This is a genomic window from Pseudomonas sp. S2_C03 (genome assembly GCF_054668405.1).
In genome coordinates, this window is the sequence record NZ_CP162766.1 from 187380 (window position 1) to 212608 (window position 25229).

The 25229-nt window shown below is 60.5% G+C and carries 21 protein-coding genes; 13 read left to right on the top strand and 8 right to left on the bottom strand.

Annotation, left to right across the window (positions count from 1 at the left end):
- Positions 1-30: 30 nt before the first annotated feature.
- The 3 genes from AB4N64_RS00930 to AB4N64_RS00940 all read left to right on the top strand — a co-directional run bounded on the left by AB4N64_RS00930 (position 31) and on the right by AB4N64_RS00940 (position 1881).
- Positions 31-501 (top strand): nuclear transport factor 2 family protein, encoded by a 471-nt coding sequence (locus AB4N64_RS00930; protein ID WP_460121169.1) that lies wholly within the window; start codon positions 31-33, stop codon positions 499-501.
- A 39-nt stretch (positions 502-540) separates the two neighbouring features.
- A complete protein-coding gene (locus tag AB4N64_RS00935) occupies positions 541-858 on the top strand; it encodes a GIY-YIG nuclease family protein (RefSeq protein WP_460121170.1) in 318 nt (105 codons plus the stop codon).
- 87 nt (positions 859-945) lie between these two features.
- Positions 946-1881: a glutathione S-transferase family protein gene (locus AB4N64_RS00940; protein ID WP_460121172.1), complete on the top strand. Its 936-nt coding sequence runs from the start codon at positions 946-948 to the stop codon at positions 1879-1881.
- Between the two features lie 74 nt (positions 1882-1955).
- On the opposite strand, the gene AB4N64_RS00945 is transcribed toward AB4N64_RS00940, so the two are convergent.
- Together AB4N64_RS00945 and yejK are read right to left on the bottom strand one after the other, a co-directional pair.
- Positions 1956-2306 (bottom strand): glutaredoxin family protein, encoded by a 351-nt coding sequence (locus AB4N64_RS00945; RefSeq protein WP_460121174.1) that lies wholly within the window; start codon positions 2304-2306, stop codon positions 1956-1958.
- Positions 2306-3310: a nucleoid-associated protein YejK gene (gene yejK / locus AB4N64_RS00950; protein WP_460121176.1), complete on the bottom strand. Its 1005-nt coding sequence runs from the start codon at positions 3308-3310 to the stop codon at positions 2306-2308. The genes AB4N64_RS00945 and yejK overlap by 1 nt, the downstream gene beginning before the upstream one ends.
- Before the next feature lie 394 nt (positions 3311-3704).
- On the opposite strand from yejK, the gene AB4N64_RS00955 reads away from it, so the two are divergent.
- The gene (locus AB4N64_RS00955) at positions 3705-3986 is read left to right on the top strand and encodes an HU family DNA-binding protein (protein WP_192305202.1); all 282 of its coding nucleotides are present in this window, start codon (positions 3705-3707) and stop codon (positions 3984-3986) included.
- A gap of 106 nt (positions 3987-4092) precedes the next feature.
- Here the strand turns inward: AB4N64_RS00955 and rlmF are convergent, their stop codons facing one another.
- From rlmF to AB4N64_RS00980, 5 genes are all read right to left on the bottom strand, one after another.
- Positions 4093-5115 carry a 23S rRNA (adenine(1618)-N(6))-methyltransferase RlmF gene (gene rlmF, locus AB4N64_RS00960; protein ID WP_460121179.1) on the bottom strand — a complete coding sequence of 341 codons (1023 nt, stop codon included), beginning with the start codon at positions 5113-5115 and terminating at the stop codon, positions 4093-4095.
- Between the two features lie 142 nt (positions 5116-5257).
- A complete protein-coding gene (locus tag AB4N64_RS00965) occupies positions 5258-8104 on the bottom strand; it encodes a valine--tRNA ligase (RefSeq protein WP_460121181.1) in 2847 nt (948 codons plus the stop codon).
- Positions 8105-8304: 200 nt separating this feature from the next.
- Entirely contained in the window at positions 8305-8685 is a 381-nt protein-coding gene (locus AB4N64_RS00970; RefSeq protein WP_460121183.1) for a DNA polymerase III subunit chi, read from the bottom strand.
- A gap of 8 nt (positions 8686-8693) precedes the next feature.
- Positions 8694-9122 carry a DNA polymerase III subunit chi gene (locus tag AB4N64_RS00975; protein WP_460121185.1) on the bottom strand — a complete coding sequence of 143 codons (429 nt, stop codon included), beginning with the start codon at positions 9120-9122 and terminating at the stop codon, positions 8694-8696.
- A gap of 60 nt (positions 9123-9182) precedes the next feature.
- Positions 9183-10673: a leucyl aminopeptidase gene (locus tag AB4N64_RS00980; protein WP_460121187.1), complete on the bottom strand. Its 1491-nt coding sequence runs from the start codon at positions 10671-10673 to the stop codon at positions 9183-9185.
- Between the two features lie 400 nt (positions 10674-11073).
- Here AB4N64_RS00980 and lptF point away from each other — a divergent pair, with 400 nt between their 5' ends.
- From lptF to pdxJ, 8 genes are all read left to right on the top strand, one after another.
- Positions 11074-12192: an LPS export ABC transporter permease LptF gene (gene lptF, locus AB4N64_RS00985; protein WP_460121189.1), complete on the top strand. Its 1119-nt coding sequence runs from the start codon at positions 11074-11076 to the stop codon at positions 12190-12192.
- The gene (gene lptG, locus AB4N64_RS00990) at positions 12185-13246 is read left to right on the top strand and encodes an LPS export ABC transporter permease LptG (RefSeq protein ID WP_460121191.1); all 1062 of its coding nucleotides are present in this window, start codon (positions 12185-12187) and stop codon (positions 13244-13246) included. The genes lptF and lptG overlap by 8 nt, the downstream gene beginning before the upstream one ends.
- Before the next feature lie 170 nt (positions 13247-13416).
- Positions 13417-15216, top strand: coding sequence for a translation elongation factor 4 (gene lepA / locus AB4N64_RS00995; protein WP_460121193.1), 1800 nt, complete (start codon positions 13417-13419; stop codon positions 15214-15216).
- Positions 15217-15221: 5 nt separating this feature from the next.
- Positions 15222-16076: a signal peptidase I gene (gene lepB / locus AB4N64_RS01000; protein WP_460121195.1), complete on the top strand. Its 855-nt coding sequence runs from the start codon at positions 15222-15224 to the stop codon at positions 16074-16076.
- 178 nt (positions 16077-16254) lie between these two features.
- Entirely contained in the window at positions 16255-16944 is a 690-nt protein-coding gene (rnc, locus tag AB4N64_RS01005; protein WP_460121197.1) for a ribonuclease III, read from the top strand.
- Positions 16937-17839 (top strand): GTPase Era, encoded by a 903-nt coding sequence (gene era, locus AB4N64_RS01010; protein WP_460121199.1) that lies wholly within the window; start codon positions 16937-16939, stop codon positions 17837-17839. Before rnc ends, era begins: the two co-directional genes overlap by 8 nt.
- Positions 17840-17947: 108 nt before the next feature.
- Positions 17948-18637, top strand: a complete 690-nt coding sequence (gene recO / locus AB4N64_RS01015) for a DNA repair protein RecO (RefSeq protein WP_460121201.1) — start codon at positions 17948-17950, stop codon at positions 18635-18637.
- Between the two features lie 51 nt (positions 18638-18688).
- Positions 18689-19432 (top strand): pyridoxine 5'-phosphate synthase, encoded by a 744-nt coding sequence (gene pdxJ, locus AB4N64_RS01020; RefSeq protein ID WP_460121203.1) that lies wholly within the window; start codon positions 18689-18691, stop codon positions 19430-19432.
- Positions 19433-19593: 161 nt separating this feature from the next.
- Here pdxJ and mltF read toward each other — a convergent pair whose 3' ends face one another.
- The gene (gene mltF / locus AB4N64_RS01025) at positions 19594-21054 is read right to left on the bottom strand and encodes a membrane-bound lytic murein transglycosylase MltF (RefSeq protein WP_460121205.1); all 1461 of its coding nucleotides are present in this window, start codon (positions 21052-21054) and stop codon (positions 19594-19596) included.
- A gap of 274 nt (positions 21055-21328) precedes the next feature.
- Between mltF and purL the strand changes: the two genes are divergently transcribed.
- Positions 21329-25225, top strand: a complete 3897-nt coding sequence (purL, locus tag AB4N64_RS01030; protein ID WP_460121207.1) for a phosphoribosylformylglycinamidine synthase — start codon at positions 21329-21331, stop codon at positions 25223-25225.
- Positions 25226-25229: the final 4 nt, after the last annotated feature.

The window sequence follows — 25229 nt, forward strand, 5'->3', positions numbered from 1 at the left end:
CCAATTGACCATTTTCGAAGGACGCCGACCATGAGTGATGACCACAACGCCTTGATCACCCGGTTCTATCAGGCCTTCCAGCGTCTGGATGCCGACGCCATGTGCGCCTGTTACACCGACGACGTGGTGTTCAGCGACCCCGCGTTCGGCGAACTGCGCGGCCGCGATGCGGGTGACATGTGGCGGATGCTCACCACCCGGGCCAAGGACTTTTCCCTGACCTTCGACGGTGTGCGCAGCGACGAACGCAGCGGCGGTGCCCACTGGGTGGCGACCTACCTGTTCAGCCAGACGGGCAACACCGTGGTCAACGACATTCAGGCACGCTTCGTGTTTCGCGATGGCAGGATTTGCGAGCACCACGACAACTTTGACCTGTGGGCCTGGTCGCGTCAGGCCCTGGGCTTCAAGGGCCTGCTGCTGGGCTGGACGCCTCTGGTGCGCAACGCCGTTCGTGCCCAGGCGCTCAAGGGGCTGAGGGCATTTCAGGCCAGTCGCTGATAAGATTGCGGCCTGTTTCCTTGAAGCCTTGACCGTCACGTGAACGCTCCCAGCGAATTCTCTGTTGTCGCCGCCGAACAGGTGCCGGCCAGCAAACCCTGGTTTGTCTACCTTGTACGGGCGGCCAATGGGTCGCTGTATTGTGGGATCAGCGACGATCCCATTCGCCGATTCGCCAAGCACCAGAGCGGCAAAGGTGCACGCTTCTTTCTATCGAGCCCCGCCATGGCACTGGTGTACACCGAAGCCTGCCGTGACAAAAGCGAAGCGTTGCGTCAGGAACGGCTGATCAAGAAGCTCAGGAAAAGCGCCAAGGAATGCCTGGTGGCGACCTTTGCTGCAGGCTTATCAATCTGACTGATGGGTTCCCATCAGGCAGATCGGTAGGCCGCTCACGGATTGCGCGCTAAGCTGCGGATTCCTATTCGAGCGGCGGAGCCGAGCATGTCCGAGTTGATTCTTCATCATTACCCGACGTCCCCATTCGCCGAAAAGGCCCGCCTGCTGCTGGGCTTCAAAGGCTTGTCCTGGCGCTCGGTCAAGATATCGCCAGTGATGCCCAAACCTGATCTGATCGCACTGACCGGCGGCTATCGCAAAACCCCGGTGCTGCAAGTCGGCGCGGACGTTTACTGCGACACTTCGTTGATTGCCCGGCGACTGGAGCAGGAGAAAGCCTTGCCGGCATTCTTCCCGGAAGGTCAGGAAATGATCGCAGCGACCTTCGCGGCGTGGGCCGATTCTGTGGTGTTCCAGCATGCGGTCAGCCTGGTGTTTCAGCCGGAATCAATCGCTGTACGTTTTGGCAGCTTGTCGCCGGAAGCGATCAAAGGCTTTCTCGCTGATCGCGCGGCGCTGTTCAGTGGTGGCAGTGCCAGCAAGTTGTCATCGGAGCAGGCACGGCATCAATGGCCGACGATCATGGCGAGGCTGGAGCAGCAGTTGCGACGCGAGCAGGGTGATTTCCTGTTCGGTGCACCGTCGATTGCCGACTTCGCTCTGGCTCATTGCCTGTGGTTCCTGAAGGCGACGCCGGTGACCGCGCCGCTGGTGGATGCATATCCGGCGGTGGCCGCGTGGCATGCAAGGGTTTTGGGTTTCGGTCATGGTGCGTCCAGCGAGATGACGTCGGAACAAGCGCTGGAAGTGGCGCGCAATGCCAAGCCAGCGGCGTTGCCGGATGAAATGTTCGATGAGCCGAATGGGTTTGAGGCGGGTCAGCAGGTGATCATCGCCGCGACCGACTACGGCGTTGACCCGGTGGCCGGGGAGCTGCTGTTTGCCGGGCGCGAGGAGCTGATTTTGCGCCGCGAAGACGAGCGTGCCGGGGTGGTGCATGTGCACTTTCCGCGCTTTGGTTTTCGTATTGAAAAACGCTGACAAACAACTGTGGGAGCGAGCAAGTCGAATCGTCGCACCGCCGCTCCCACAGGGGTAATCAGTGTCCACCAGGGCTATTTCAACGCCGCCATGATCGCATCCGGGTCATAGCCGCGAATCTGAGTCCCGTTCACCTCGATGAACGGAATGCCGCCACCCCCCAACGCTTCATAGGCCTTGCGGGCGTGCGCGTCTTTCTCGATGTCGAATTCCTTGTAGGGAATGCCCTTCTGATCGAGGAAACGCCGACTCAGTTTGCAGTAGCCACACCATTCGGTGCTGTAAAGCACGACATTGGCGCTGGCCTGAATCTGTTGCGAAACCACCTGCGAAGGATTGAACACCCGCTCGATTTTGCCCCAGTTCTGATAGACCACGACCACCAGCAGGATCAGCAGGCATTTTTTCAGCACGCTGCCCAGCATCAGTTACGGCGCTTGAGCTGGTCGGTGAGTGAGGTCGGCAGCCCCTTGATGATCAACGTGCCGGCTTCTTCGTCGTACTCGATCTTGGAGCCCAGCAGGTGGGCCTCGAAACTGATCGACAGGCCTTCGGCACGGCCGGTGAAGCGGCGGAATTGGTTGAGGGTGCGTTTGTCCGCCGGGATCTCTGGCGACAGGCCGTAGTCCTTGTTGCGAATGTGATCGTAGAACGCTTTCGGACGCTCTTCGTCGATCAGTTCCGAAAGCTCTTCCAGGCCCATGGGCTCGCCCATTTTCGCCTGGCTGCTGGCGTAATCCACCAGGGCCTTGGTTTTCTCCCGGGCGGAGTCTTCGGGCAAGTCTTCGCTCTCGACGAAGTCGCTGAACGCCTTGAGAAGCGTGCGGGTTTCGCCCGGGCCATCGACACCTTCCTGGCAGCCGATGAAGTCACGGAAATACTCCGAGACCTTCTTGCCATTCTTGCCCTTGATGAAGGAAATGTACTGCTTGGACTGTTTGTTGTTCTGCCACTCGGAGACGTTGATCCGTGCGGCCAGGTGCAATTGGCCCAGGTCGAGATGGCGCGACGGCGTGACGTCCAGCTCTTCGGTCACCGCCACGCCTTCACTATGGTGCAGCAGCGCGATGGCCAGGTAATCGGTCATGCCCTGTTGATAGTGGGCAAACAGCACATGGCCACCGGTGGACAGGTTCGATTCTTCCATCAGCTTTTGCAGATGCTCTACCGCCACTCGGCTGAACGCAGTGAAGTCCTTGCCCCCCTCGAAATACTCCTTCAGCCAGCCGCTGAATGGATGCGCCCCCGACTCGGCATGGAAGAACCCCCACGCTTTGCCTTGTTTGGCGTTATAGCTCTCGTTGAGGTCGGCGAGCATGTTCTCGATGGCGGCGGACTCGGCCAGTTCGGAGTCGCGAGCGTGGAGAACAGCGGGCGTACCGTCGGGTTTTTTCTCGATCAGGTGGACGATGCAATGACGGATCGGCATGGGCTTCTCGGCTGATTGAAGAGAGGAGGGCGTGCTCCCCCAAAAGTTGCCAAGTGTACCGCAACCACTGGTTTTGGCGCGGTGCGAAGGGCAATTCACGGGTCATCGACGGCCCTTATGCAGTTTTTTATCAATTTAGAGCAATAAAGCTGACCAAATGGGTAGGCAGAGGCGGATATTTCCTTGTCTCTGTGCTAGTTTTGCCCGGTCTTACGCGAAGTCACTGCGTTAAGCGTGCAGTCAGCAAATGTCAGGTCGAACCAAACCCTGATTTCGGTATCTATAACCCCGATCCCGCGGTTATTGGCCGAGGGTGCCAGATCCAGAAGATCGGGCTCGATGGCTGACACTGCACTCTGCAATCCATATGAATTTGATAGGGAAGGAACACTACATGGCTCTTACTAAAGACCAACTGATCGCCGACATCGCTGAAGCTATCGACGCGCCAAAAACCACCGCGCGTAACGCTCTGGACCAACTGGGCCAAATCGTTGCTGATCAGCTGGAAAACGGCGGCGAAATCACTCTGCCAGGTATCGGCAAACTGAAAGTGACCGAGCGTCCTGCCCGTACCGGCCGTAACCCTTCGACTGGCGCTGCCATCGAAATCGCTGCCAAGAAAGTGATCAAGCTGGTTGTGGCCAAAGGCCTGACCGACGCGATCAACAAGTAAGAAGCAGTAAAAAAGCCGTGCACCGGAGCGATCCGGGCACGGCTTTTTTGTGTCTGGGATTTTTACCCTGTAGGAGCGAGCATGCTCGCTCCTACAGGGTCGGTGATTACGTCTCGGACGCCCACCGCTGCCGCCAGGCCTGCTGCTGCGCCGGTGTCTGGAAGGTCCACGCGACGAAGCGGCTCTGCTTCTGCCCCTGGGACATCTCCACCACCTGGCTCTCCAGTGCGCCGGCCTTTTTCAGCGCCGTCTGGATCACCGGCAGGTTCGAGGCTTTCGACACCAGGGTGCTGAACCACAACACCTGCTGGCCTGCCTGCGCGCTCTCGCTGATCAACTGCGTGACAAAACGCGCCTCGCCACCTTCGCACCACAACTCCGCTGCCTGCCCGCCGAAGTTCAGCACTGGCAGTTTGCGTTTCGGATCAGCCTTGCCCAGCGCCCGCCATTTTCGGCTGCTGCCACGAGTGGCTTCTTCCAGGGAGGCGTGGAACGGGGGATTGCACATGGTCAGATCGAACCGTTCGTCATTCTCTAGCAGACCCAGCAGAATGTGCTTGCGGTCGGCTTGTTGGCGAATCTGGATGGCTTTGTTCAGTCCATTGGCCGCCACAATGGTTTTCGCCGAGGCGATGGCGATGGCATCGATGTCCGAGCCGACAAATTGCCAGCGGTAGTCACTGTGGCCAATCAACGGATACACGCAGTTGGCGCCAGTGCCCACGTCCAGCACCTTCACCGCAGCGCCACGGGGGACCTCGCCGTTGTTGCCTTTGGCCAGGAGGTCGGCGAGAAAGTGCACGTAGTCGGCGCGCCCAGGGACCGGCGGGCACAGGTAGTCGGCGGGAATGTCCCAATGGGTAATGCCATAGAACGCCTTGAGCAGCGCCCGGTTGAACACCCGCACGGCGTCCGGGCTGGCGAAATCGATGCTTTCCTTGCCATACGGATTGATGATCACGAATTTGGCCAGTTCCGGGGTGCTTTTGATCAGCGCCGGAAAGTCGTAGCGACCCTGGTGGCGATTGCGCGGATGCAGGCTGGCCTTTTCCCGGGGCTCCACGGTTTTGGCCAGGTTCGCCGGGGCAGGCTTCTTGCGCGCAGGTTTGGGTGTACGAGGGGCGGTCATGGCAGTGGTCAATTCGGGTATGGCTGAAAGTGGCGGGCATTGTCCCACATTGATGGCCGATACACCGAACCTGTAGGAGCGGTGTAGTAGGTACAAAAAAGGGAGGCCGTTGCCGGCCTCCCTTTTTTATCGCGATTTGCCGTTACAGGCTGGCAATCCGCGCGTGTTGCTCGGCCAGTTTGCCCAGAGCCTGTTCGGCTTCGGCCAATTTGGCGCGTTCCTTCTCGATGACTTCGGCGGGGGCCTTGTCAACGAAACCCGCGTTGGACAGCTTGCCACCCACGCGCTGGACTTCACCCTGCAAACGCTGGATTTCCTTGTCCAGGCGTGCCAGTTCCGCGCCCTTGTCGATCAAGCCTGCCATCGGCACCAGCACTTCCATCTCGCCCACCAGTGCGGTGGCGGACAGCGGTGCTTCTTCGCCAGCGGCCAGGACGGTGATCGATTCCAGGCGAGCCAGCTTCTTGAGCAGTGCTTCGTTCTCGGTGAGGCGACGCTGGTCTTGCGCGCCGACGTTTTTCAGGAACAGCGGCAGCGGTTTGCCCGGGCCGATGTTCATTTCGCCACGGATGTTGCGCACACCGAGCATCAGGCCCTTGAGCCATTCGATGTCGTCTTCGGCGGCAGGGTCGATGCGTTCCTCGTTGGCCACCGGCCAGGGCTGCAGCATGATCGTCTTGCCTTCGATACCGGCCAGCGGCGCGATGCGTTGCCAGATTTCCTCGGTAATGAACGGCATGAACGGATGCGCCAGGCGCAGGGCCACTTCCAGTACGCGAACCAGCGTGCGACGGGTGCCACGCTGGCGTTCAACCGGTGCGTTCTCGTCCCACAGCACCGGCTTGGACAGTTCCAGGTACCAGTCGCAGTACTGGTTCCAGATGAACTCATACAGCGCTTGTGCCGCCAGGTCAAAACGGAACTGGTCAAGCTGGCGGGTCACTTCGGCTTCGGTGCGCTGCAACTGCGAGATGATCCAGCGATCGGCCAGCGACAACTCGTAGGCTTCGCCGTTCTGGCCGCAGTCTTCGCCCTTGTCCAGCACGTAGCGAGCGGCGTTCCAGATCTTGTTGCAGAAGTTGCGGTAGCCTTCCACGCGTCCCATGTCGAACTTGATGTCACGACCGGTGGACGCCAGCGAGCAGAAGGTGAAGCGCAGGGCGTCGGTGCCGTAGCTGGCGATGCCGTCGGCGAACTCGTCGCGGGTGGCTTTCTCGATCTTCTTCGCCAGTTTGGGCTGCATGAGGCCAGAGGTGCGTTTTTGCACCAGGGTCTCCAGTTCGATGCCGTCGATGATGTCCAGCGGGTCAAGGACGTTGCCCTTGGACTTGGACATCTTCTGGCCCTGGCCATCACGCACCAGGCCGTGCACGTAGACGGTCTTGAACGGAACCTGCGGCGTGCCGTCCTCGTTCTTGATCAGGTGCATGGTCAGCATGATCATCCGGGCGACCCAGAAGAAAATGATGTCGAAACCCGTCACCAGCACGTCGGTGGAGTGGAATTTCTTCAGGAACTCGGTTTTCTCCGGCCAGCCCAGGGTGGAGAACGTCCACAGCCCGGAACTGAACCAGGTGTCGAGTACGTCGTTGTCCTGTTGCAGCGCAACATCGGCACCGAGGTTGTGCTTGGCGCGCACTTCGGCTTCGTCGCGACCGACGTAGACCTTGCCCGACTCGTCGTACCAGGCCGGAATCCGATGACCCCACCACAGCTGACGGCTGATGCACCAGTCCTGGATGTCGCGCATCCACGAGAAGTACATGTTTTCGTACTGCTTGGGCACGAACTGGATGCGGCCGTCTTCCACGGCGGCAATCGCAGGCTCTGCCAGCGGCTTGGTCGACACGTACCACTGGTCGGTCAGCCACGGCTCGATCACGGTGCCCGAACGGTCGCCTTTCGGCACTTTCAGGTTGTGGTCGTCGACGCTGACCAGCAGGCCAGCCGCATCGAAGGCGGCCACGATCTGCTTGCGCGCTTCGAAACGGTCAAGGCCGGCGTACTCGGCCGGGATCTTGCCATCAATGGTTTCGTTCAGGGTGCCGTCCAGGTTGAATGCCTGGGCGGCCGGCAGAACGTGGGCGTTCTTGTCGAAGATGTTCAGCAGCGGCAGGTTGTGGCGCTTGCCGACTTCGTAGTCGTTGAAATCGTGGGCCGGGGTGATTTTCACGCAGCCGGTGCCGAATTCAGGGTCGCAGTAATCGTCGGCAATGATCGGGATGCGACGGCCAACCAGTGGCAGCTCGACGAACTGGCCGATCAGGGCTTTGTAGCGATCGTCGTTCGGGTTCACCGCGACGGCGGAGTCGCCGAGCATGGTTTCCGGACGCGTGGTCGCGACGATCAGGTAATCCTTGCCTTCAGCGGTTTTGGCGCCATCGGCCAGCGGGTACTTGAGGTTCCACAGGAAGCCTTTCTCGTCGTGGTTTTCCACTTCGAGGTCGGAAATAGCCGTGTGCAGCTTGGTGTCCCAGTTGACCAGGCGCTTGCCGCGGTAGATCAGGCCGTCTTCGTGCAGGCGCACGAACGCTTCCTTGACCGCTTCCGACAGGCCGTCGTCCATGGTGAAACGCTCGCGGCTCCAGTCCACGGACGAGCCAAGGCGGCGGATCTGGCGGCTGATGTTGCCACCGGACTGATCCTTCCACTCCCAGACTTTTTCGAGGAATTTATCCCGGCCCAGGTCGTGGCGGTTCTGGCCCTGGGCTTCGAGTTGGCGCTCTACCAGCATCTGTGTGGCGATACCGGCGTGGTCGGTGCCCGGTTGCCACAAGGTGTTGCGGCCTTGCATGCGGCGGAAACGGATCAGGGCGTCCATGATCGCGTTGTTGAAGCCGTGACCCATGTGCAGGCTGCCGGTGACGTTCGGCGGCGGGATCATGATGGTGTAGGACTCGCCCGCGCCTTGCGGGGCGAAGTAATTCTCGGACTCCCAGGTGTTGTACCAGGAAGTTTCAATGGCGTGCGGCTGGTAGGTCTTATCCATGCGCGGCGGGACCCTATTGGCATCAATTCAGGAAAAGCCGACGAGTATAGCGGAGGGGGGCAGCTACAAGCCACAATGGCAGCTACAAGCTACAAGCTACAAGCTACAAGCTACAAGCTACAAGCTACAAGCTACAAGCTACAAGGCACAAGCCACAAGCCACAAGCCACAAGCGGACGAGGTCAGCTTTTTCTTGCAGCTTACAGCTTGGAGCTCGTAGCTGCGGCGAGCAGCCGCTCCATGCGTGCATCGAGGCGGCGTTTGATCTCGGTCTCGATGTGCGGGGCAAAATCGTCGATCACGTCCTGCATGATCAATTGCGCGGCGGCGCGCAGTTCGCTGTCCAGATGAAGCAGCGCGTCGGGGCCCTTGCTCTCGGTGGGCGCTGGAGCGGCCGGTTCGACGGTCGGCTGGCTGGCGCTGACCGTGTCGAACAACATGGGAATCTGTTCCTGTTCACCGGCCTCGACCGTGTCGGTCAGCAGCGGGGGTTGCAGGTTGTCATCACCGAGCAGCTCGCGGATCGACTCGAGGTCATCCAGCAGGTGCGCGGATTTTTGCAGCGGTTTTGAAGTGTCCATCGCCATGCTCAGAGTCGCTGTAAACGGTGATCTTGCAGAGGATAGCCCTGTTCGCGGTAGAAACGGAAACTCTCTCGCGCAGCGGCACGAATCGTCGGATCTTCCACCACCACTTCCGCCACACGGGCAAATTGGTGAGCAAAGGTCGGGACTTTCAGGTCCAGATTGACCAGCAGATCCTGGTGTTGCCCGCAGTCGCTGCCCAATCCCAACACAATCAAACCGTCCGGCTCGCTGTCAGCGGGGCCGTGGGGCACGAAGCTTTCGCCCTTGAAGGCCCACAGGCGCGCATCCAGGTCATCGCGCTGGGCAGCATCGCTGCAGTGCAGGTAGATGCGGTGTCCCATGCGCCAGGCTTTCTCGGTGAGCTTGCAGGCAAAATCCAGGCGTGCCGAGGGATCGGCGCTTGGCAGGATATAGAAGTCGACTTTGGTCATTGCGGTTCCTGAGCCCGGAACGGCGCTACCGGGAAGTAGCGCCGCCCGGGGTCATCGGTTTCAGGCCTTGGCGCGGTCCAGCAGGTATTGGGTCAGCAATGGCACCGGACGGCCAGTGGCGCCCTTGTCCTTGCCGCCGCTGGTCCAGGCGGTGCCCGCGATGTCCAGGTGCGCCCAGTTCAGGTTCTTGGTGAAGCGCGACAGGAAGCAGGCGGCGGTGATGGTGCCGGCTTTCGGGCCACCGATGTTGGCGATGTCGGCGAACGGGCTGTCCAGTTGCTCCTGGTATTCGTCGAACAGCGGCAGTTGCCAGGCGCGGTCGTCGGCCGCCTTGCCGGCGCTCAGCAATTGCTCGATCAACTCGTCGTTGTTGCCCAGAAGGCCCGAGGTGTGCGCCCCCAGTGCCACGACGCAGGCGCCGGTCAGGGTGGCGATGTCGATCACCGCTTGCGGCTTGAAGCGCTCGGAGTAGGTCAGGGCGTCGCACAGCACCAGGCGGCCTTCGGCGTCGGTGTTGAGGATTTCCACGGTTTGGCCGCTCATGGTGGTGACGATGTCGCCCGGGCGTGAGGCGTTGCCGCTTGGCATGTTCTCGGCGCAGGCCAGGATGCACACCAGGTTGATCGGCAGTTTCAGTTCGAGCACGGCGCGCAGGGTGCCGAAGACGCTGGCGGCACCGCCCATGTCGTACTTCATTTCATCCATGCCGGCACCCGGCTTCAGGCTGATGCCGCCGGTGTCGAACGTGATGCCCTTGCCAACCAGCGCGTACGGCTTCTCGGATTTCTTGCCGCCGTTGTACTGCATGACGATCAGGCGCGGTGGCTGGGCGCTGCCCTGGCCGACCGCGTAGAACGAACCCATGCCCAGTTCCTTGATTTTCTTTTCATCGAGGACTTCGACTTTCAGGCTCTTGAATTCCTTGCCGAGGCTCTTGGCCTGTTCGCCAAGGAATGTCGGGTGGCAGATGTTCGGCGGCAGGTTACCCAGGTTGCGGGTGAACGCCATGCCGCTGGCGATGGCGCTGGCGTGGGCCACGGCGCGCTCGACTTCGGCCTGCGCGGCCTTGATGGTCACCAGGGTGATCTTCTTCAGGGCGCGCGGCTCGGCTTTCTGGCTCTTGAACTGATCGAAAGCGTATTCGCCATCCATCAGGGTTTCGGCCAGCAGGCGGGTCTTGCCATAGCTGTCCCGACCCTTGATCACGACTTCGTCCAGGGCCAGTGTGGCGTCGCTGCCACCCAGGCCTTTGAGGGTATTGAGGATGCCAGCGACGATTTTGCGGAACGGACGATCACCCAGCTCCGCCTCCTTGCCCACCCCGACCAGCAAAACGCGCTCGGCCTTGAGGTTCGGCAGGCTGTGCAGCAACAGGCTCTGCCCAACCTTGCCGGCCAGGTCACCACGCTTGAGCACGGCGCTGATCGCACCGCCGCTCAAGGCGTCGAGTTGAGTAGCGGCGGCACCGAGCTTGCGGCCTTCGCCGACGGCGACTACCAGGGTGGCGGTTTTCAACGTTTCGGGGTTGACGCTTTTTACAGCCAGTTCCATGTCCGGTTCCCTGAAGTGATGGGTCAACACGCAAGGGCTCGATGACGGTCGATCGAGCCTGCTTATAAAAAAGAGCCGCAGTTTGAACCTCGCCACCTCAGCCTGACAACCCTGGACCGTGATTCTGTGTAGGAGCGAGCTTGCTCGCGATGGAGGTCCAGGCAGTGCGGACATTCAGGAAGCCCACGTCATCGTTGACGACCATCGCGACGGTTCGACGCCTCGACAAGCTCGCTCCTACAGATTCACGTGCAGGGCAGGCCAGGGGATGCATTGCGCAGTGACAGGCGCACCCAATCACAGGATAATGCGCCAACTTTTTTCGACGGCTCTGTCTTGCGGGCTGTCGATACGTTTGCCTGTTTGGCCGCCTTAGCCTGACAACCCTGGAGTGTCTGGTTTGATCGTCTTCCGTTATTTATCCCGCGAAGTCCTGTTGACCTTGAGTGCCGTCAGTGCGGTGCTGCTGGTCATCATCATGAGCGGACGCTTCATCAAGTATCTCGCACAAGCAGCCTCTGGCCAGCTCGACCCGAGTTCGTTGTTCCTGATCATGGGCTTTCGACTGCCGGGCTTCTTGCAACTGATCCTGCCGCTGGGCCTGTTTCTGGGGATCCTGCTGTCCTACGGTCGTCTTTACCTCGAAAGTGAAATGACCGTGCTTTCGGCCACTGGCATGAGCCAGCAGCGCCTGCTGCGCATGACCCTGTTCCCGGCCGCCATCGTGGCGCTGGTCGTTGCATGGTTGAGCCTGAGCCTGGCGCCCCAGGGTGCCAATCAATTCCAGTTGCTGCTCAACAAGCAGGACGCACTGACCGAGTTCGATACCCTTGAGCCAGGCCGTTTCCAAGCACTGCGTGACGGCACGCGAGTGACTTACACCGAGCAACTGACCGACGATCGCGTCAACCTGGCCGGTGTTTTCATTTCGCAAAAGAACCTGGGTTCCGATAACAAGGATCGTGGGATTTCCGTGCTGGTGGCCGAGAAAGGTCGCCAGGAAATCCGTCCTGACGGCAATCGCTACCTGATCCTCGACAATGGCTACCGTTACGACGGCAGCCCGGGGCAGGCCGATTATCGGGCGATCAAGTACGACGAATATGGTGTATTGCTGCCCAAGCCGGATGTCAGCGATGAAGTGACCGACCGCGATGCCATGACCACCGCGTCCCTGTTCGGTAGCGACGACATCCGTTCGCGCACCGAGCTGCAATGGCGTCTATCCCTGCCATTGCTCGTGTTCATCGTGACCCTGATGGCGGTGCCGCTGTCGCGGGTGAATCCGCGTCAGGGCCGCTTCCTCAAGCTGCTGCCGGCGATTCTTCTTTATATGGCTTACCTCACCATCCTGATTGCCGCTCGCGGTGCCCTCGAAAAGGGCAAAATCCCGCCTGCACTGGGGTTGTGGTGGGTCCACGGTGTATTCCTGATCATTGGTCTGGGCCTGCTCTACTGGGAGCCCCTGCGCTTGAAGATGGCCAGCCGTCGCAGCGCGTTGGAGGTGGCCCGTGGTTAAGCTCGACCGCTACATCGGTAGCAGCGTGTTCATGGCGATCCTGGCGGTACTGGGCATTATTCTTGGCCTGGCCACGCTCTTCGCCTTCATCGACGAAATGAGCGATGTCAGCGATACCTATACGTTGCTGGATGTCCTGAGCTACGTCCTGTTGACCGCACCGCGTCGTTTGTACGACATGCTGCCAATGGCGGCACTGATCGGTTGCCTCATCGGTCTCGGCAGCCTGGCCAGCAACAGCGAACTGACCATCATGCGCGCCGCCGGCGTGTCGATCGGTCGAATCGTCTGGGCGGTCATGAAACCGATGCTGGTCCTGATGCTGGTCGGTGTGCTGATTGGCGAATACATCGCACCGGCAACCGAAAGCACCGCCCAGGCCAATCGTTCGTTGGCCCAGGGCAGCGGCGATGCGCAAAGCGCCAAGCACGGCATGTGGCACCGCCAGGGCGACGAGTTCATCCATGTCAACTCGGTCCAACCCAACGGCATTCTCTACGGCGTGACCCGTTATCACTTCGATAAAGAGCGGCACATGCTGTCGGCAAGCTTCGCCAAACGTGCCGAGTTCGACCAGGATCACTGGCAGCTCAGTGACGTGACCACCACGCTGTTCCATGAGCGCAGCACGGAAGTGGTGAACACCCCGGTCGAGCGTTGGAACGTGGCCCTGAGCCCGCAATTGCTGAGTACCGTGGTCATGGCGCCAGAGTCGCTGTCGATCACGGGTCTGTGGGGCTACATCCACTACCTGGCCGATCAGGGCCTTAGCAATGGCCGTTATTGGCTGGCATTTTGGGTCAAGGTGTTGCAGCCGCTGGTCACCGCCGCGCTGGTGTTGATGGCGATCTCCTTCATTTTCGGCCCGCTGCGTTCGGTGACACTCGGTCAGCGGGTGTTTACCGGCGTGCTGGTGGGGTTCACCTTCCGTATTGTTCAGGATCTGCTCGGTCCTTCAAGCCTGGTGTTTGGCTTCTCCCCGCTGTTTGCGGTGCTGGTGCCGGCGGGAATCTGTGCTCTGGCTGGTGTCTGGCTGCTACGCCGCGCGGGTTGATCCCGGCGATTTGCTGCCTTCACCGCCTACAAAAACGCCCCTGTCGCAAGACCGGGGCGTTTTTGTAGGCGCCGTCTGACCTGCGAACGTGACGCTAGCACCGTGGATCAGGTACAATTCCCGGCTATTTTTCGGCGGGCCATGCCTGCAGCCTTTTTGAGTGTTGATCCGTGAGTGATTTGAGTCATATCCGCAATTTCTCCATCATCGCCCACATTGACCATGGCAAGTCGACGCTGGCCGATCGCTTCATCCAGATGTGTGGCGGCCTGGCCGAGCGTGAAATGGAAGCCCAGGTGCTGGACTCCATGGACCTTGAACGCGAGCGCGGGATCACCATCAAGGCGCACAGCGTTACCCTTTATTACAAAGCCAAAGATGGTATCAACTACCAGCTGAACTTCATTGATACCCCCGGCCACGTTGACTTCACCTACGAAGTCAGCCGATCCCTGGCGGCCTGTGAAGGCGCACTGCTGGTGGTGGATGCCGGTCAGGGCGTGGAAGCGCAGTCCGTAGCCAACTGCTACACGGCGATCGAGCAGGGCCTGGAAGTGATGCCTGTGCTGAACAAGATCGACTTGCCACAGGCCGATCCTGATCGCGTGAAGGACGAAATCGAGAAAATCATTGGCATCGATGCCACCGACGCGGTCACTTGCAGTGCCAAGACCGGCCTGGGTGTCGATGAAGTGCTTGAACGCCTGGTTGCAACCATTCCGGCGCCCACCGGTAACATCGAAGATCCGCTGCAAGCGTTGATCATCGACTCCTGGTTTGACAACTACCTGGGGGTTGTGTCCCTGGTGCGTGTACGCCATGGCCGGGTGAAGAAGGGCGACAAGATCCTGGTCAAGTCCACCGGCAAGGTCCACCTGGTGGACAGCGTCGGCGTGTTCAACCCCAAACATACCGCCACAACTGACCTGAAGGCCGGTGAAGTGGGCTTCATCATCGCCGGTATCAAGGACATTCACGGTGCGCCAGTGGGCGATACCCTGACCCTGAGCAGCACGCCTGATGTCGACGTGCTGCCCGGCTTCAAGCGCATTCAGCCGCAGGTCTACGCCGGCCTGTTCCCGGTCAGCTCCGACGATTTCGAAGACTTCCGTGACGCCCTGCAAAAGCTCACCCTGAACGATTCGTCGCTGCAATACACCCCGGAAAGCTCCGACGCCCTGGGCTTCGGCTTCCGTTGCGGCTTCCTCGGCATGCTGCACATGGAGATTATCCAGGAGCGCCTGGAGCGCGAATACGACCTGGACCTGATCACCACTGCACCGACGGTAATCTTCGAACTGGTGCTCAAGACCGGCGAGACGATCTACGTCGATAACCCGTCGAAATTGCCGGACGTGTCTTCCCTCGAAGACATGCGCGAACCCATCGTTCGGGCCAATATTCTTGTGCCACAGGAACACCTGGGCAACGTCATCACCCTGTGCATCGAGAAGCGTGGCGTGCAGCACGACATGCTGTTCCTCGGCAATCAGGTGCAGGTGACCTACGATCTGCCGATGAACGAAGTGGTGCTGGACTTCTTCGATCGTCTGAAATCCACCAGCCGCGGCTATGCTTCGCTGGATTACCATTTCGATCGTTATCAATCGGCTAATCTGGTGAAACTGGATGTGTTGATCAACGGCGACAAGGTCGATGCCCTGGCGCTGATCGTGCACAAGGACAACGCGCACTACAAAGGGCGCCAGTTGACCGAGAAGATGAAAGAACTGATTCCGCGGCAGATGTTCGACGTGGCGATCCAGGCGGCCATTGGCGGTCAGATCGTGGCGCGTACAACCGTCAAGGCACTCAGAAAGAACGTATTGGCCAAATGCTACGGCGGTGACGTCAGCCGTAAGAAAAAACTGCTTGAGAAGCAAAAGGCCGGTAAGAAACGCATGAAACAGGTCGGCAACGTGGAAATTCCACAAGAAGCCTTCCTCGCCGTGCTCAGGTTGGATAGTTAGGTCCTATGTCGCTAAATTTCCCGCTGTTGCTGGTCATCGCTGTTTTCGTCTGCGGCCTCCTGGCGTTGCTCGATCTGGTATTCCTGGCGCCGCGCCGGCGTGCCGCCATTGCTTCCTATCAGGGCAGCGTCAGCCAGCCTGACGGGATGGTGGTCGAGAAACTGAACAAGGAGCCGCTGCTGGTCGAGTACGGCAAGTCGTTCTTTCCGGTGCTGTTCATCGTGCTGGTGCTGCGCTCGTTCCTGGTGGAACCGTTCCAGATTCCTTCCGGGTCGATGAAACCGACCCTGGACGTGGGTGACTTCATCCTGGTGAACAAGTTTTCCTACGGGATTCGCTTGCCGGTGATCGACAAAAAGGTCATCGAAGTAGGTGATCCGCAGCGCGGTGATGTGATGGTGTTCCGCTACCCGAGCGACCCGAACGTCAACTACATCAAGCGTGTGGTTGGCCTGCCGGGCGATCAGGTGCGCTACACCGCGGACAAGCGCCTGTTCGTCAATGGTGAGTCGATTGCCGAGCAACTGGTCGGTGCCGAGCCGGGTACCCTGGGCAGCGCCGAGCTGTACAAGGAAAAACTCGGAGCCGCCGAGCACCTGATCCGAAAGGAGATGAGCCGTTATCGCGCCGCTCCCGACCATACCTGGACCGTGCCTGCCGGGCACTACTTCATGATGGGCGACAACCGCGACAACTCCAACGACAGTCGTTACTGGGATGATCCAACCATTCCCAAGGATCTGCTGGGCATGGTTCCCGACAAGAATATCGTCGGCAAGGCCTTCGCCGTCTGGATGAGCTGGCCGGAACCCAAACTCAGTCATCTGCCGAACTTTTCGCGGGTTGGCTTGATCAAGTAATCACACACGGCGCTGTTGAACACAGCGCCGAATGCATTTCTGGAGTAGCCACAAGCGGCGCCAGGTGCATGCAGACCATGATATTCAGGACGTAATTTTTGAACACAGCGTTAATTGTCCCAAGCCTGCGCCGCACCCTCGCGCTGGCATCCAGCCACGAACTCAGCGTGGGTAAACCGTGAGCGTCTCCTTAAGCCGTCTAGAGCGTCAGCTCGGTTACACCTTCAAGGACCAGGAATTGATGGTCCTTGCCCTGACTCACCGCAGTTTCGCCGGGCGCAACAATGAGCGCCTGGAATTCCTCGGTGATGCCATCCTCAACTTCGTTGCTGGCGAGGCGCTGTTCGATCGCTTCCCGCTTGCCCGCGAAGGCCAGTTGTCGCGATTGCGCGCACGTTTGGTCAAAGGTGAGACCCTGGCGGTACTGGCCCGTGGTTTTGATCTGGGTGACTACCTGCGCCTAGGCTCCGGCGAGTTGAAAAGCGGCGGTTTCCGTCGCGAGTCGATTCTTGCCGATGCCCTGGAAGCATTGATCGGCGCGATCTACCTGGACGCTGGCATCGAAGTGGCACGTGAACGCGTGCTGGCCTGGTTGGCTGGCGAGTTCGAGGGGCTGACGCTGGTCGACACCAACAAGGACCCGAAAACCCGCCTGCAGGAATTCCTGCAGTCGCGTGGTTGTGAGCTGCCGCGTTACGAAGTGGTGGATATCCAGGGTGAACCGCATTGCCGAACGTTTTTCGTCGAATGCGAAGTTGTCTTACTGAATGAAAAAAGCCGGGGTCAAGGTGTGAGCCGTCGTATTGCCGAACAGGTAGCGGCCGCCGCAGCACTGATTGCCCTGGGTGTGGAGAATGGCAATGACTGATTCAAACGCAACTCGCTGTGGCTATGTTGCCATCGTCGGCCGTCCCAACGTGGGCAAGTCCACGCTGCTCAATCACATCCTCGGCCAGAAACTCGCCATCACTTCGCGCAAGCCCCAGACCACTCGCCACAACATGCTGGGCATCAAGACCGAAGGCAACGTGCAGGCGATCTACGTCGACACCCCAGGCATGCACAAGGGTGGCGAAAAGGCGTTGAACCGCTATATGAACAAGACTGCTTCGGCGGCGTTGAAAGACGTCGACGTGGTGATCTTCGTGGTGGATCGCACCAAATGGACCGAAGAGGACCAGATGGTGCTCGAGCGCGTCCAGTACGTGACCGGTCCGCTGATCGTGGCGCTGAACAAGACTGACCGCATCGAGGACAAGGCCGAGCTGATGCCGCACCTGTCCTGGCTGCAGGAACAACTGCCCAACGCGCAGATCATCCCGATTTCGGCGCAGCACGGGCACAACCTCGATGCGCTGGAGCGCGTGATTGCCGAGCACTTGCCGGAGAACGATCACTTCTTCCCCGAAGACCAGATCACCGACCGCAGCAGCCGCTTCCTTGCCGCCGAACTGGTGCGCGAGAAGATCATGCGCCAGATGGGTGCCGAGCTGCCGTACCAGATCACCGTGGAAATCGAAGAGTTCAAGCAGCAGGGCAAGACCCTGCACATTCATGCCTTGATCCTCGTCGAGCGTGATGGCCAGAAGAAGATCATCATTGGCGACAAGGGTGAGCGTATCAAACGCATTGGCACCGAGGCGCGCAAGGATATGGAGCTGCTGTTCGACTCCAAGATCATGCTCAACCTCTGGGTGAAGGTCAAAGGCGGCTGGTCCGACGATGAGCGCGCATTGCGTTCACTGGGTTACGGCGACCTGTAAAAACCGGCTCCTGAACGCCGATACCTCTGTGGGAGCGGGCTTGCTCGCTCCCACATTGCTTTCTGTTGTTTGTAAGATTGCATTCCTATCGCCAGAACCCAGGCTTCCATGTCGCAACCCCCAGCTTCAGGCCAACCCGCCTACGTCCTCCACTCCCGCGCCTACCGGGAAAACAGTGCGTTGGTGGATTTCATCACGCCGCAAGGGCGGTTGCGGGCGGTGTTGCGGAGTGCGCGGGGCAAGGCGGGGACCCTGGCGCGGCCGTTCGTGCCGTTGGAAGTGGAGTTTCGCGGGCGGGGCGAGTTGAAAAACGTCGGGCGCATGGAAAGTGCCGGGGTCTCCACCTGGCTGCATGGCGAAGCGCTGTTCAGTGGCCTCTATCTCAACGAGCTGTTGATTCGTCTGCTGCCCGCTGAAGACCCTCATCCCGCTGTGTTCGATCACTACGCCGCAACGCTGCTGGTCTTGGCCGAAGGGCGGCCGCTGGAGCCGTTGCTGCGCTCCTTCGAATGGCGCCTGCTCGACGATCTCGGATACGGTTTTGCACTGTCTGCGGACATCCATGGCGCGCCCATCGACCCGTCGGGGCTCTACCGGCTGCAAGTCGACGCCGGTCTGGAGCAGGTCTATCTGTTGCAACCCGGCCTCTTCAACGGCACCGAGCTTCTGGCCATGGCCGAAGCCGACTGGTCGGCCCCCGGTGCGTTATCGGCGGCCAAGCGCTTGATGCGTCAGGCCCTGGCTGTGCATTTGGGCGGTCGGCCGCTCGTATCTCGAGAGTTGTTTCGAAAGCCATAAATTCAGCGTGTATGCTGTGCACCGAACTTTCTCTTCTACTGGAGCATTTCCGTGACCACCAGCACCCGCATTCTTCTTGGCGTGAACATCGACCACGTTGCCACCCTGCGTCAGGCCCGGGGCACTCGCTACCCGGACCCGGTCAAGGCGGCACTGGACGCGGAAGAGGCGGGCGCTGACGGCATTACCGTACACCTTCGTGAAGACCGTCGGCACATTCAGGAGCGCGACGTGTTGCTACTCAAGGATGTGCTGCAAACCCGTATGAACTTCGAAATGGGCGTCACCGAAGAAATGATGGCGTTCGCCGAGCGCATCCGTCCGGCGCACATTTGCCTGGTCCCGGAAACCCGCCAGGAACTGACCACCGAAGGCGGCCTCGACGTAGCGGGTCAAGAGGCGCGGATCAAGGCGGCCGTGGAGCGCCTGTCGAAGCTCGGTTCTGAAGTATCTCTGTTCATCGATGCCGACGAGCGGCAGATCGAAGCCTCGCGCCGCGTCGGTGCGCCGGCCATCGAGTTGCACACCGGCCGTTACGCCGATGCCCAGACGCCGGCCGAAGTGGCTGAAGAGCTCAAGCGCGTCGCCGACGGCGTGGCGTTTGGCCTGGCCCAGGGGCTGATCGTCAACGCAGGTCACGGTTTGCACTACCACAACGTCGAAGCCGTCGCGGCGATCAAGGGCATCAACGAATTGAACATCGGCCATGCGCTGGTGGCGCATGCGTTGTTCGTCGGCTTCAAGTCCGCCGTCGCCGAGATGAAAGCGCTGATCCTGGCGGCGGCCAAGGCCTGACCAGCGGCATGATCGTGGGAACGATCAAAACGAACCCCATCCTGTAGGAGCGAGCATGCTCGCGATGGTCGTACTGTCACCGCGGGGTGTCAGGTCGCCAACATGATCGTTGACGACCATCGCGAGCGTGCTCGCTCCTACAGTAAAGTGGGTATCGTGGATCAGAGCGGCGGCGTTTCCTGGGCCGGCTTGCTCTTGTCGATCGCTGGCACATGCAGGTTGCCTTCGGCGACCTGGTTGCCTTCAAGCTGCGGTTGGGTCACCCAGGTAAGGATGTCGTAGTAGCGGCGGATGTTCGCCACGAAATGCACAGGCTCTCCGCCGCGGGCGTAGCCGTAGCGGGTCTTGCTGTACCACTGCTTCTGCGACAGGCGTGGCAGTATCTTTTTCACGTCCAGCCACTTGTCGGGGTTCAGCCCTTCCTTGGCCGCCAGCTTGCGTGCGTCATCCAGGTGGCCGCTGCCGACGTTGTAGGCCGCCAGGGCAAACCAGGTACGATCCGGCTCCTGGATCGATTCGTCCAGTTGATCCTTCATGTAGGCCAGGTACTTGGCGCCACCCATGATGCTTTGCTTGGGGTCCAGGCGATTGGACACGCCCATGGCCTGCGCGGTGTTCTGGGTCAGCATCATCAGGCCGCGCACGCCGGTCTTCGAGGTGACGGTCGGCTGCCATAGCGATTCCTGGTAGCCAATGGCCGCCAGCAGGCGCCAGTCGACCTTTTCCTTTTTTGCGAAGTTCTTGAAGTGCTGCTCATACTTGGGCAGGCGCTGCTGCAAGTGTTGGGCAAAGGTGGTGGCGCCCATGTAGCCGAGTACATCGACATGCCCGTAGTAACGGTCCTTGAGGCGTTGCAGGGTGCCGTTCTTCTTCACTTTGTCGAGGTAGGCGTTAATCTCGTTGAGCAGGCTGTTGTCCTCGCCGGCTGCCACTGCCCAACTCTGTTCGCTGGCATCGCCCAGGTCGAACGCAACGCGGATATTGGTGAAGTAGACCTGGTTCATCGCCACTTCGTTGGAATCGACCAGTGTCAGGTCGATCTGGCCTTCATCCACCATGCGCAGCAGGTCGACCACTTCAACCGCGTCGGACTCTTCGTATTCGATACCGGGAAACTGCTGTTTCAACTCGGCCAGTTGTCCGGCGTGGGTGCTGCCCTTGAGCACCATGATCTTCTTGCCGATCAGATCCTTGGCCTCGGTCGGTCGCGACTGACCGTTGCGATAGATGACCTGCGGGGTGACTTCGAGGTAGGAGTGGGAAAAGCGCACTTGCTTCTTGCGCTGCTCGCTGCTGACCAGGCCGGCCGCCGCGATCACCGGACCATTGGGCTTGCCCACCTGGCTGAACAGGTCGTCGAGGTTGTCGGCGGTCTCGATCTTGAGTTCGACCCCCAGATCGTCGGCGAAGCGCTTCACCAGCTCGTATTCGAAGCCGGTTTCACCGTTGCGATCCTGAAAGTAGGTAGCGGGGCTGTTTCGGGTAACCACCCGCAGCACACCATCCTCCTTTACGCGCTCGAGGGTGTTGGGTTTATCAACACAGCCACTGAGCATCAGGAAGAGTCCGGTTGCGATCAGCCATTTGCCGAATCGCGGACGCAAAGCCGTTGGGGAAAACATCTGCGCAGTATACGCAAAGGACCACGAGCGCCATATATCGACAGCGAGGGCCTTGTCTGCTAGAACCTGGCAAACCCCTCTGGAGCCCGCAGGAATGGGCTCTGATGACAATTTGTGGCAGTAAAAATATCCCTTGGCGAGCCGTTGTTTCACGTGCAAAAAAACGGCTTGGCGGCCGGGGACGACCGTGTGTACCGTTTCGGGTGATGTCGCGGGCGGTTTAGGCTAGAATGCACGGCCTCAAAGCACACCCCTTCCCGAGGCTGTCCCGAAGATGTTGATCCTGCGCGGCGCTCCTGCCCTTTCTGCCTTTCGCCACAGCAAACTTCTTGAGCAACTGAGCCAGAAGGTTCCGGCTGTCAGTGGCCTGTATGCTGAATTCGCTCACTTCGCCGAAGTTACCGGCGTCCTGACCGGCGACGAACAGCAGGTGCTCGCGCGCCTTCTGAAGTACGGCCCCAGCGTTCCGGTACAAGAGCCCACCGGCCGTCTGTTCCTGGTGTTGCCGCGTTTCGGCACCATCTCGCCGTGGTCCAGCAAGGCCAGCGATATCGCCCGCAACTGCGGCCTGAGCAAGATCCAGCGCCTGGAGCGCGGTATCGCGTTCTATGTTGCCGGCCAGTTCAGCGACGCCGACGCCCAGTCGATCTCGGATGCGCTGCACGACCGCATGACCCAGATCGTCCTCGGTAACCTGGAGCAGGCTGCCGGTCTGTTCAGCCACGCCGAACCCAAGCCGCTGACGGCCATCGACGTGCTGGGCGGCGGTCGCGCCGCGCTGGAAAAAGCCAACACCGAACTGGGCCTGGCCCTGGCGGAAGACGAAATTGACTACCTGGTCAATGCTTTCGTCGGCTTGAAGCGCAACCCGCATGACATCGAACTGATGATGTTCGCCCAGGCGAACTCCGAGCACTGCCGTCACAAGATCTTCAACGCCAGTTGGGACATCGACGGCCAGAGCCAGGAAAAAAGCCTGTTCGGCATGATCAAGAACACTTACCAGATGCACAGCGAAGGCGTCCTGTCCGCTTACAAGGACAACGCTTCGGTGATCGTCGGTAACGTCGCTGGCCGGTTCTTCCCGGACCCTGAAACCCGCCAGTACGGCGCGGTGCAGGAACCGGTGCACATCCTGATGAAAGTCGAGACCCACAACCACCCGACCGCGATTGCCCCATTCCCGGGCGCGTCCACCGGTTCCGGTGGCGAGATCCGCGACGAAGGCGCAACCGGCCGTGGCGCCAAGCCAAAGGCCGGACTGACCGGCTTCACCGTGTCCAACCTGCAGATCCCGGGCTTCGAACAGCCGTGGGAAGTGCCGTACGGCAAGCCGGAGCGCATCGTCACCGCGCTGGACATCATGATCGAAGGCCCACTGGGCGGCGCTGCATTCAACAACGAATTCGGTCGTCCGGCATTGACCGGCTACTTCCGCACTTTCGAGCAGTCGATCTCCACGCCCCATGGCGACGAAGTTCGCGGTTACCACAAGCCGATCATGCTGGCCGGCGGCATGGGCAACATTCGTGAAGAACACGTCAAGAAAGGCGAGATCGTCGTTGGTTCCAAGCTGATCGTGCTGGGCGGCCCGGCCATGCTGATCGGTCTGGGCGGCGGCGCTGCTTCCTCCATGGCCACCGGCACCAGCTCGGCGGACCTGGACTTCGCTTCGGTACAGCGCGAAAACCCGGAAATGGAACGTCGCTGCCAGGAAGTCATCGACCGTTGCTGGCAGTTGGGTGACAAGAACCCGATCAGCTTCATCCACGACGTGGGTGCGGGCGGCCTGTCCAACGCCTTCCCGGAACTGGTCAACGATGGCGACCGTGGTGGCCGTTTCGAACTGCGCAACATTCCAAACGACGAGCCGGGCATGGCCCCGCACGAAATCTGGAGCAACGAATCCCAGGAGCGTTACGTCCTGGCGGTCGGTCCGGCCGACTTCGAGCGCTTCCAGGCGATCTGCGAACGCGAGCGTTGCCCGTTCGCGGTGGTCGGTGAAGCCACTGCCGAGCCCCAACTGACCGTCACTGACAGCCACTTCGGCAACAGCCCGGTGGACATGCCCCTGGAAGTGCTGCTGGGCAAGGCCCCGCGCATGCACCGTTCGGTGGTCCGTGAAAATGAACTGGGTGACGATTTCGATCCGTCGACCCTGGACATCGCCGACAGTGTCGAGCGCGTCCTGCATCACCCGGCCGTCGCCAGCAAGAGCTTCCTGATCACCATTGGCGACCGCACCATCACCGGCCTTGTGGCACGTGACCAGATGGTTGGTCCATGGCAGGTGCCGGTGGCCGACGTTGCCGTCACCGCCACCAGCTTCGACGTCTACACCGGTGAAGCCATGGCCATGGGCGAGCGTACTCCGCTGGCGCTGCTGGATGCTCCGGCCTCGGGTCGCATGGCGATTGGCGAAACCCTGACCAACATCGCCGCCTCGCGCATCAACAAGCTCTCCGACATCAAACTGTCGGCGAACTGGATGTCCGCTGCCGGCCACCCGGGTGAAGATGCACGTCTGTACGACACCGTTAAGGCCGTCGGCATGGAGCTGTGCCCTGAGCTGGGTATCACCATTCCGGTGGGCAAGGACTCGATGTCCATGGCCACGCGCTGGAATGACAACGGCGAAGACAAGACCGTCACTTCGCCCATGTCGCTGATCGTGACCGGTTTCGCGCCTGTGGCTGACATCCGTCAAACCCTGACGCCGCAACTGCGCATGGACAAGGGCACCACCGACCTGATCCTGATCGACCTGGGACGCGGCCAGAACCGCATGGGCGCCTCGATCCTGGCCCAGGTTCACGGCAAGCTTGGTAAACAGGCACCGGACGTTGACGACGCCGAAGACCTGAAAGCTTTCTTCGCGGTGATCCAGGGCTTGAACGCCGATGGTCACCTGCTGGCGTATCACGACCGTTCCGATGGTGGTTTGCTGACCAGCGTCGTGGAAATGGCCTTTGCCGGTCACTGCGGCCTGAGCCTGAATCTCGACAGCCTGGCGGACAGCGCTGCGGATATCGCCGCCATCCTGTTCAACGAAGAACTGGGCGCGGTGATCCAGGTTCGCCAGGACGCGACCCCGGACATCCTTGCGCAATTCAGCGCGGCGGGCCTGGGCGACTGTGTATCGGTAGTTGGCCAGCCGATCAACAACGGCCAGATCAACATTACTTTCAACGGCGATACCGTTTTCGAAGGCCAGCGTCGTCTGCTGCAACGTCAGTGGGCCGAGACCAGCTACCAGATCCAGCGTCTGCGCGATAATGCCGACTGCGCCGAGCAGGAATTCGACGTGCTGCTGGAAGAAGACAATCCGGGCCTGAACTTCAAACTCAGCTACGACGTCAACGAAAACGTTGCCGCGCCCTACATCAAAAAAGGCATCCGCCCACAGGTCGCCGTACTGCGTGAGCAGGGCGTCAATGGCCAGGTGGAAATGGCAGCCGCATTCGACCGCGCCGGTTTCAACGCGATCGACGTGCACATGAGCGACATCCTCGCAGGCCGTGTTGACCTGAACGAGTTCAAGGGTCTGGTTGCTTGCGGTGGCTTCTCCTACGGTGACGTACTGGGTGCCGGTGAAGGCTGGGCCAAATCGGCCCTGTTCAACAGCCGCGCCCGCGATGCCTTCCAGGGCTTCTTCGAACGTAACGACAGCTTCACCCTCGGCGTGTGCAACGGTTGCCAGATGATGTCCAACCTGCACGAGCTGATTCCAGGCAGCGAGTTCTGGCCGCACTTCGTCCGCAACCGTTCCGAGCAGTTCGAAGCGCGCGTGGCGATGGTTCAGGTCCAGGAGTCGAACTCGATCTTCCTGCAGGGCATGGCCGGTTCGCGCATGCCGATCGCCATTGCCCACGGCGAAGGCCATGCCGAGTTCGAGAGCGAAGAGGCGCTGCTGGAAGCCGATCTGTCCGGGTGTGTGGCCCTGCGTTTCGTCGACAACCACGGCAAGGTCACCGAGACCTACCCGGCCAACCCGAACGGTTCGCCGCGGGGGATCACCGGTCTGACCAGCCGCGACGGTCGCGTCACCATCATGATGCCGCACCCGGAGCGCGTGTTCCGCGCCGTGCAGAACTCGTGGCGTTCCGATGACTGGAACGAAGACGCGCCGTGGATGCGCATGTTCCGCAACGCCCGCGTCTGGGTGAACTGAGACG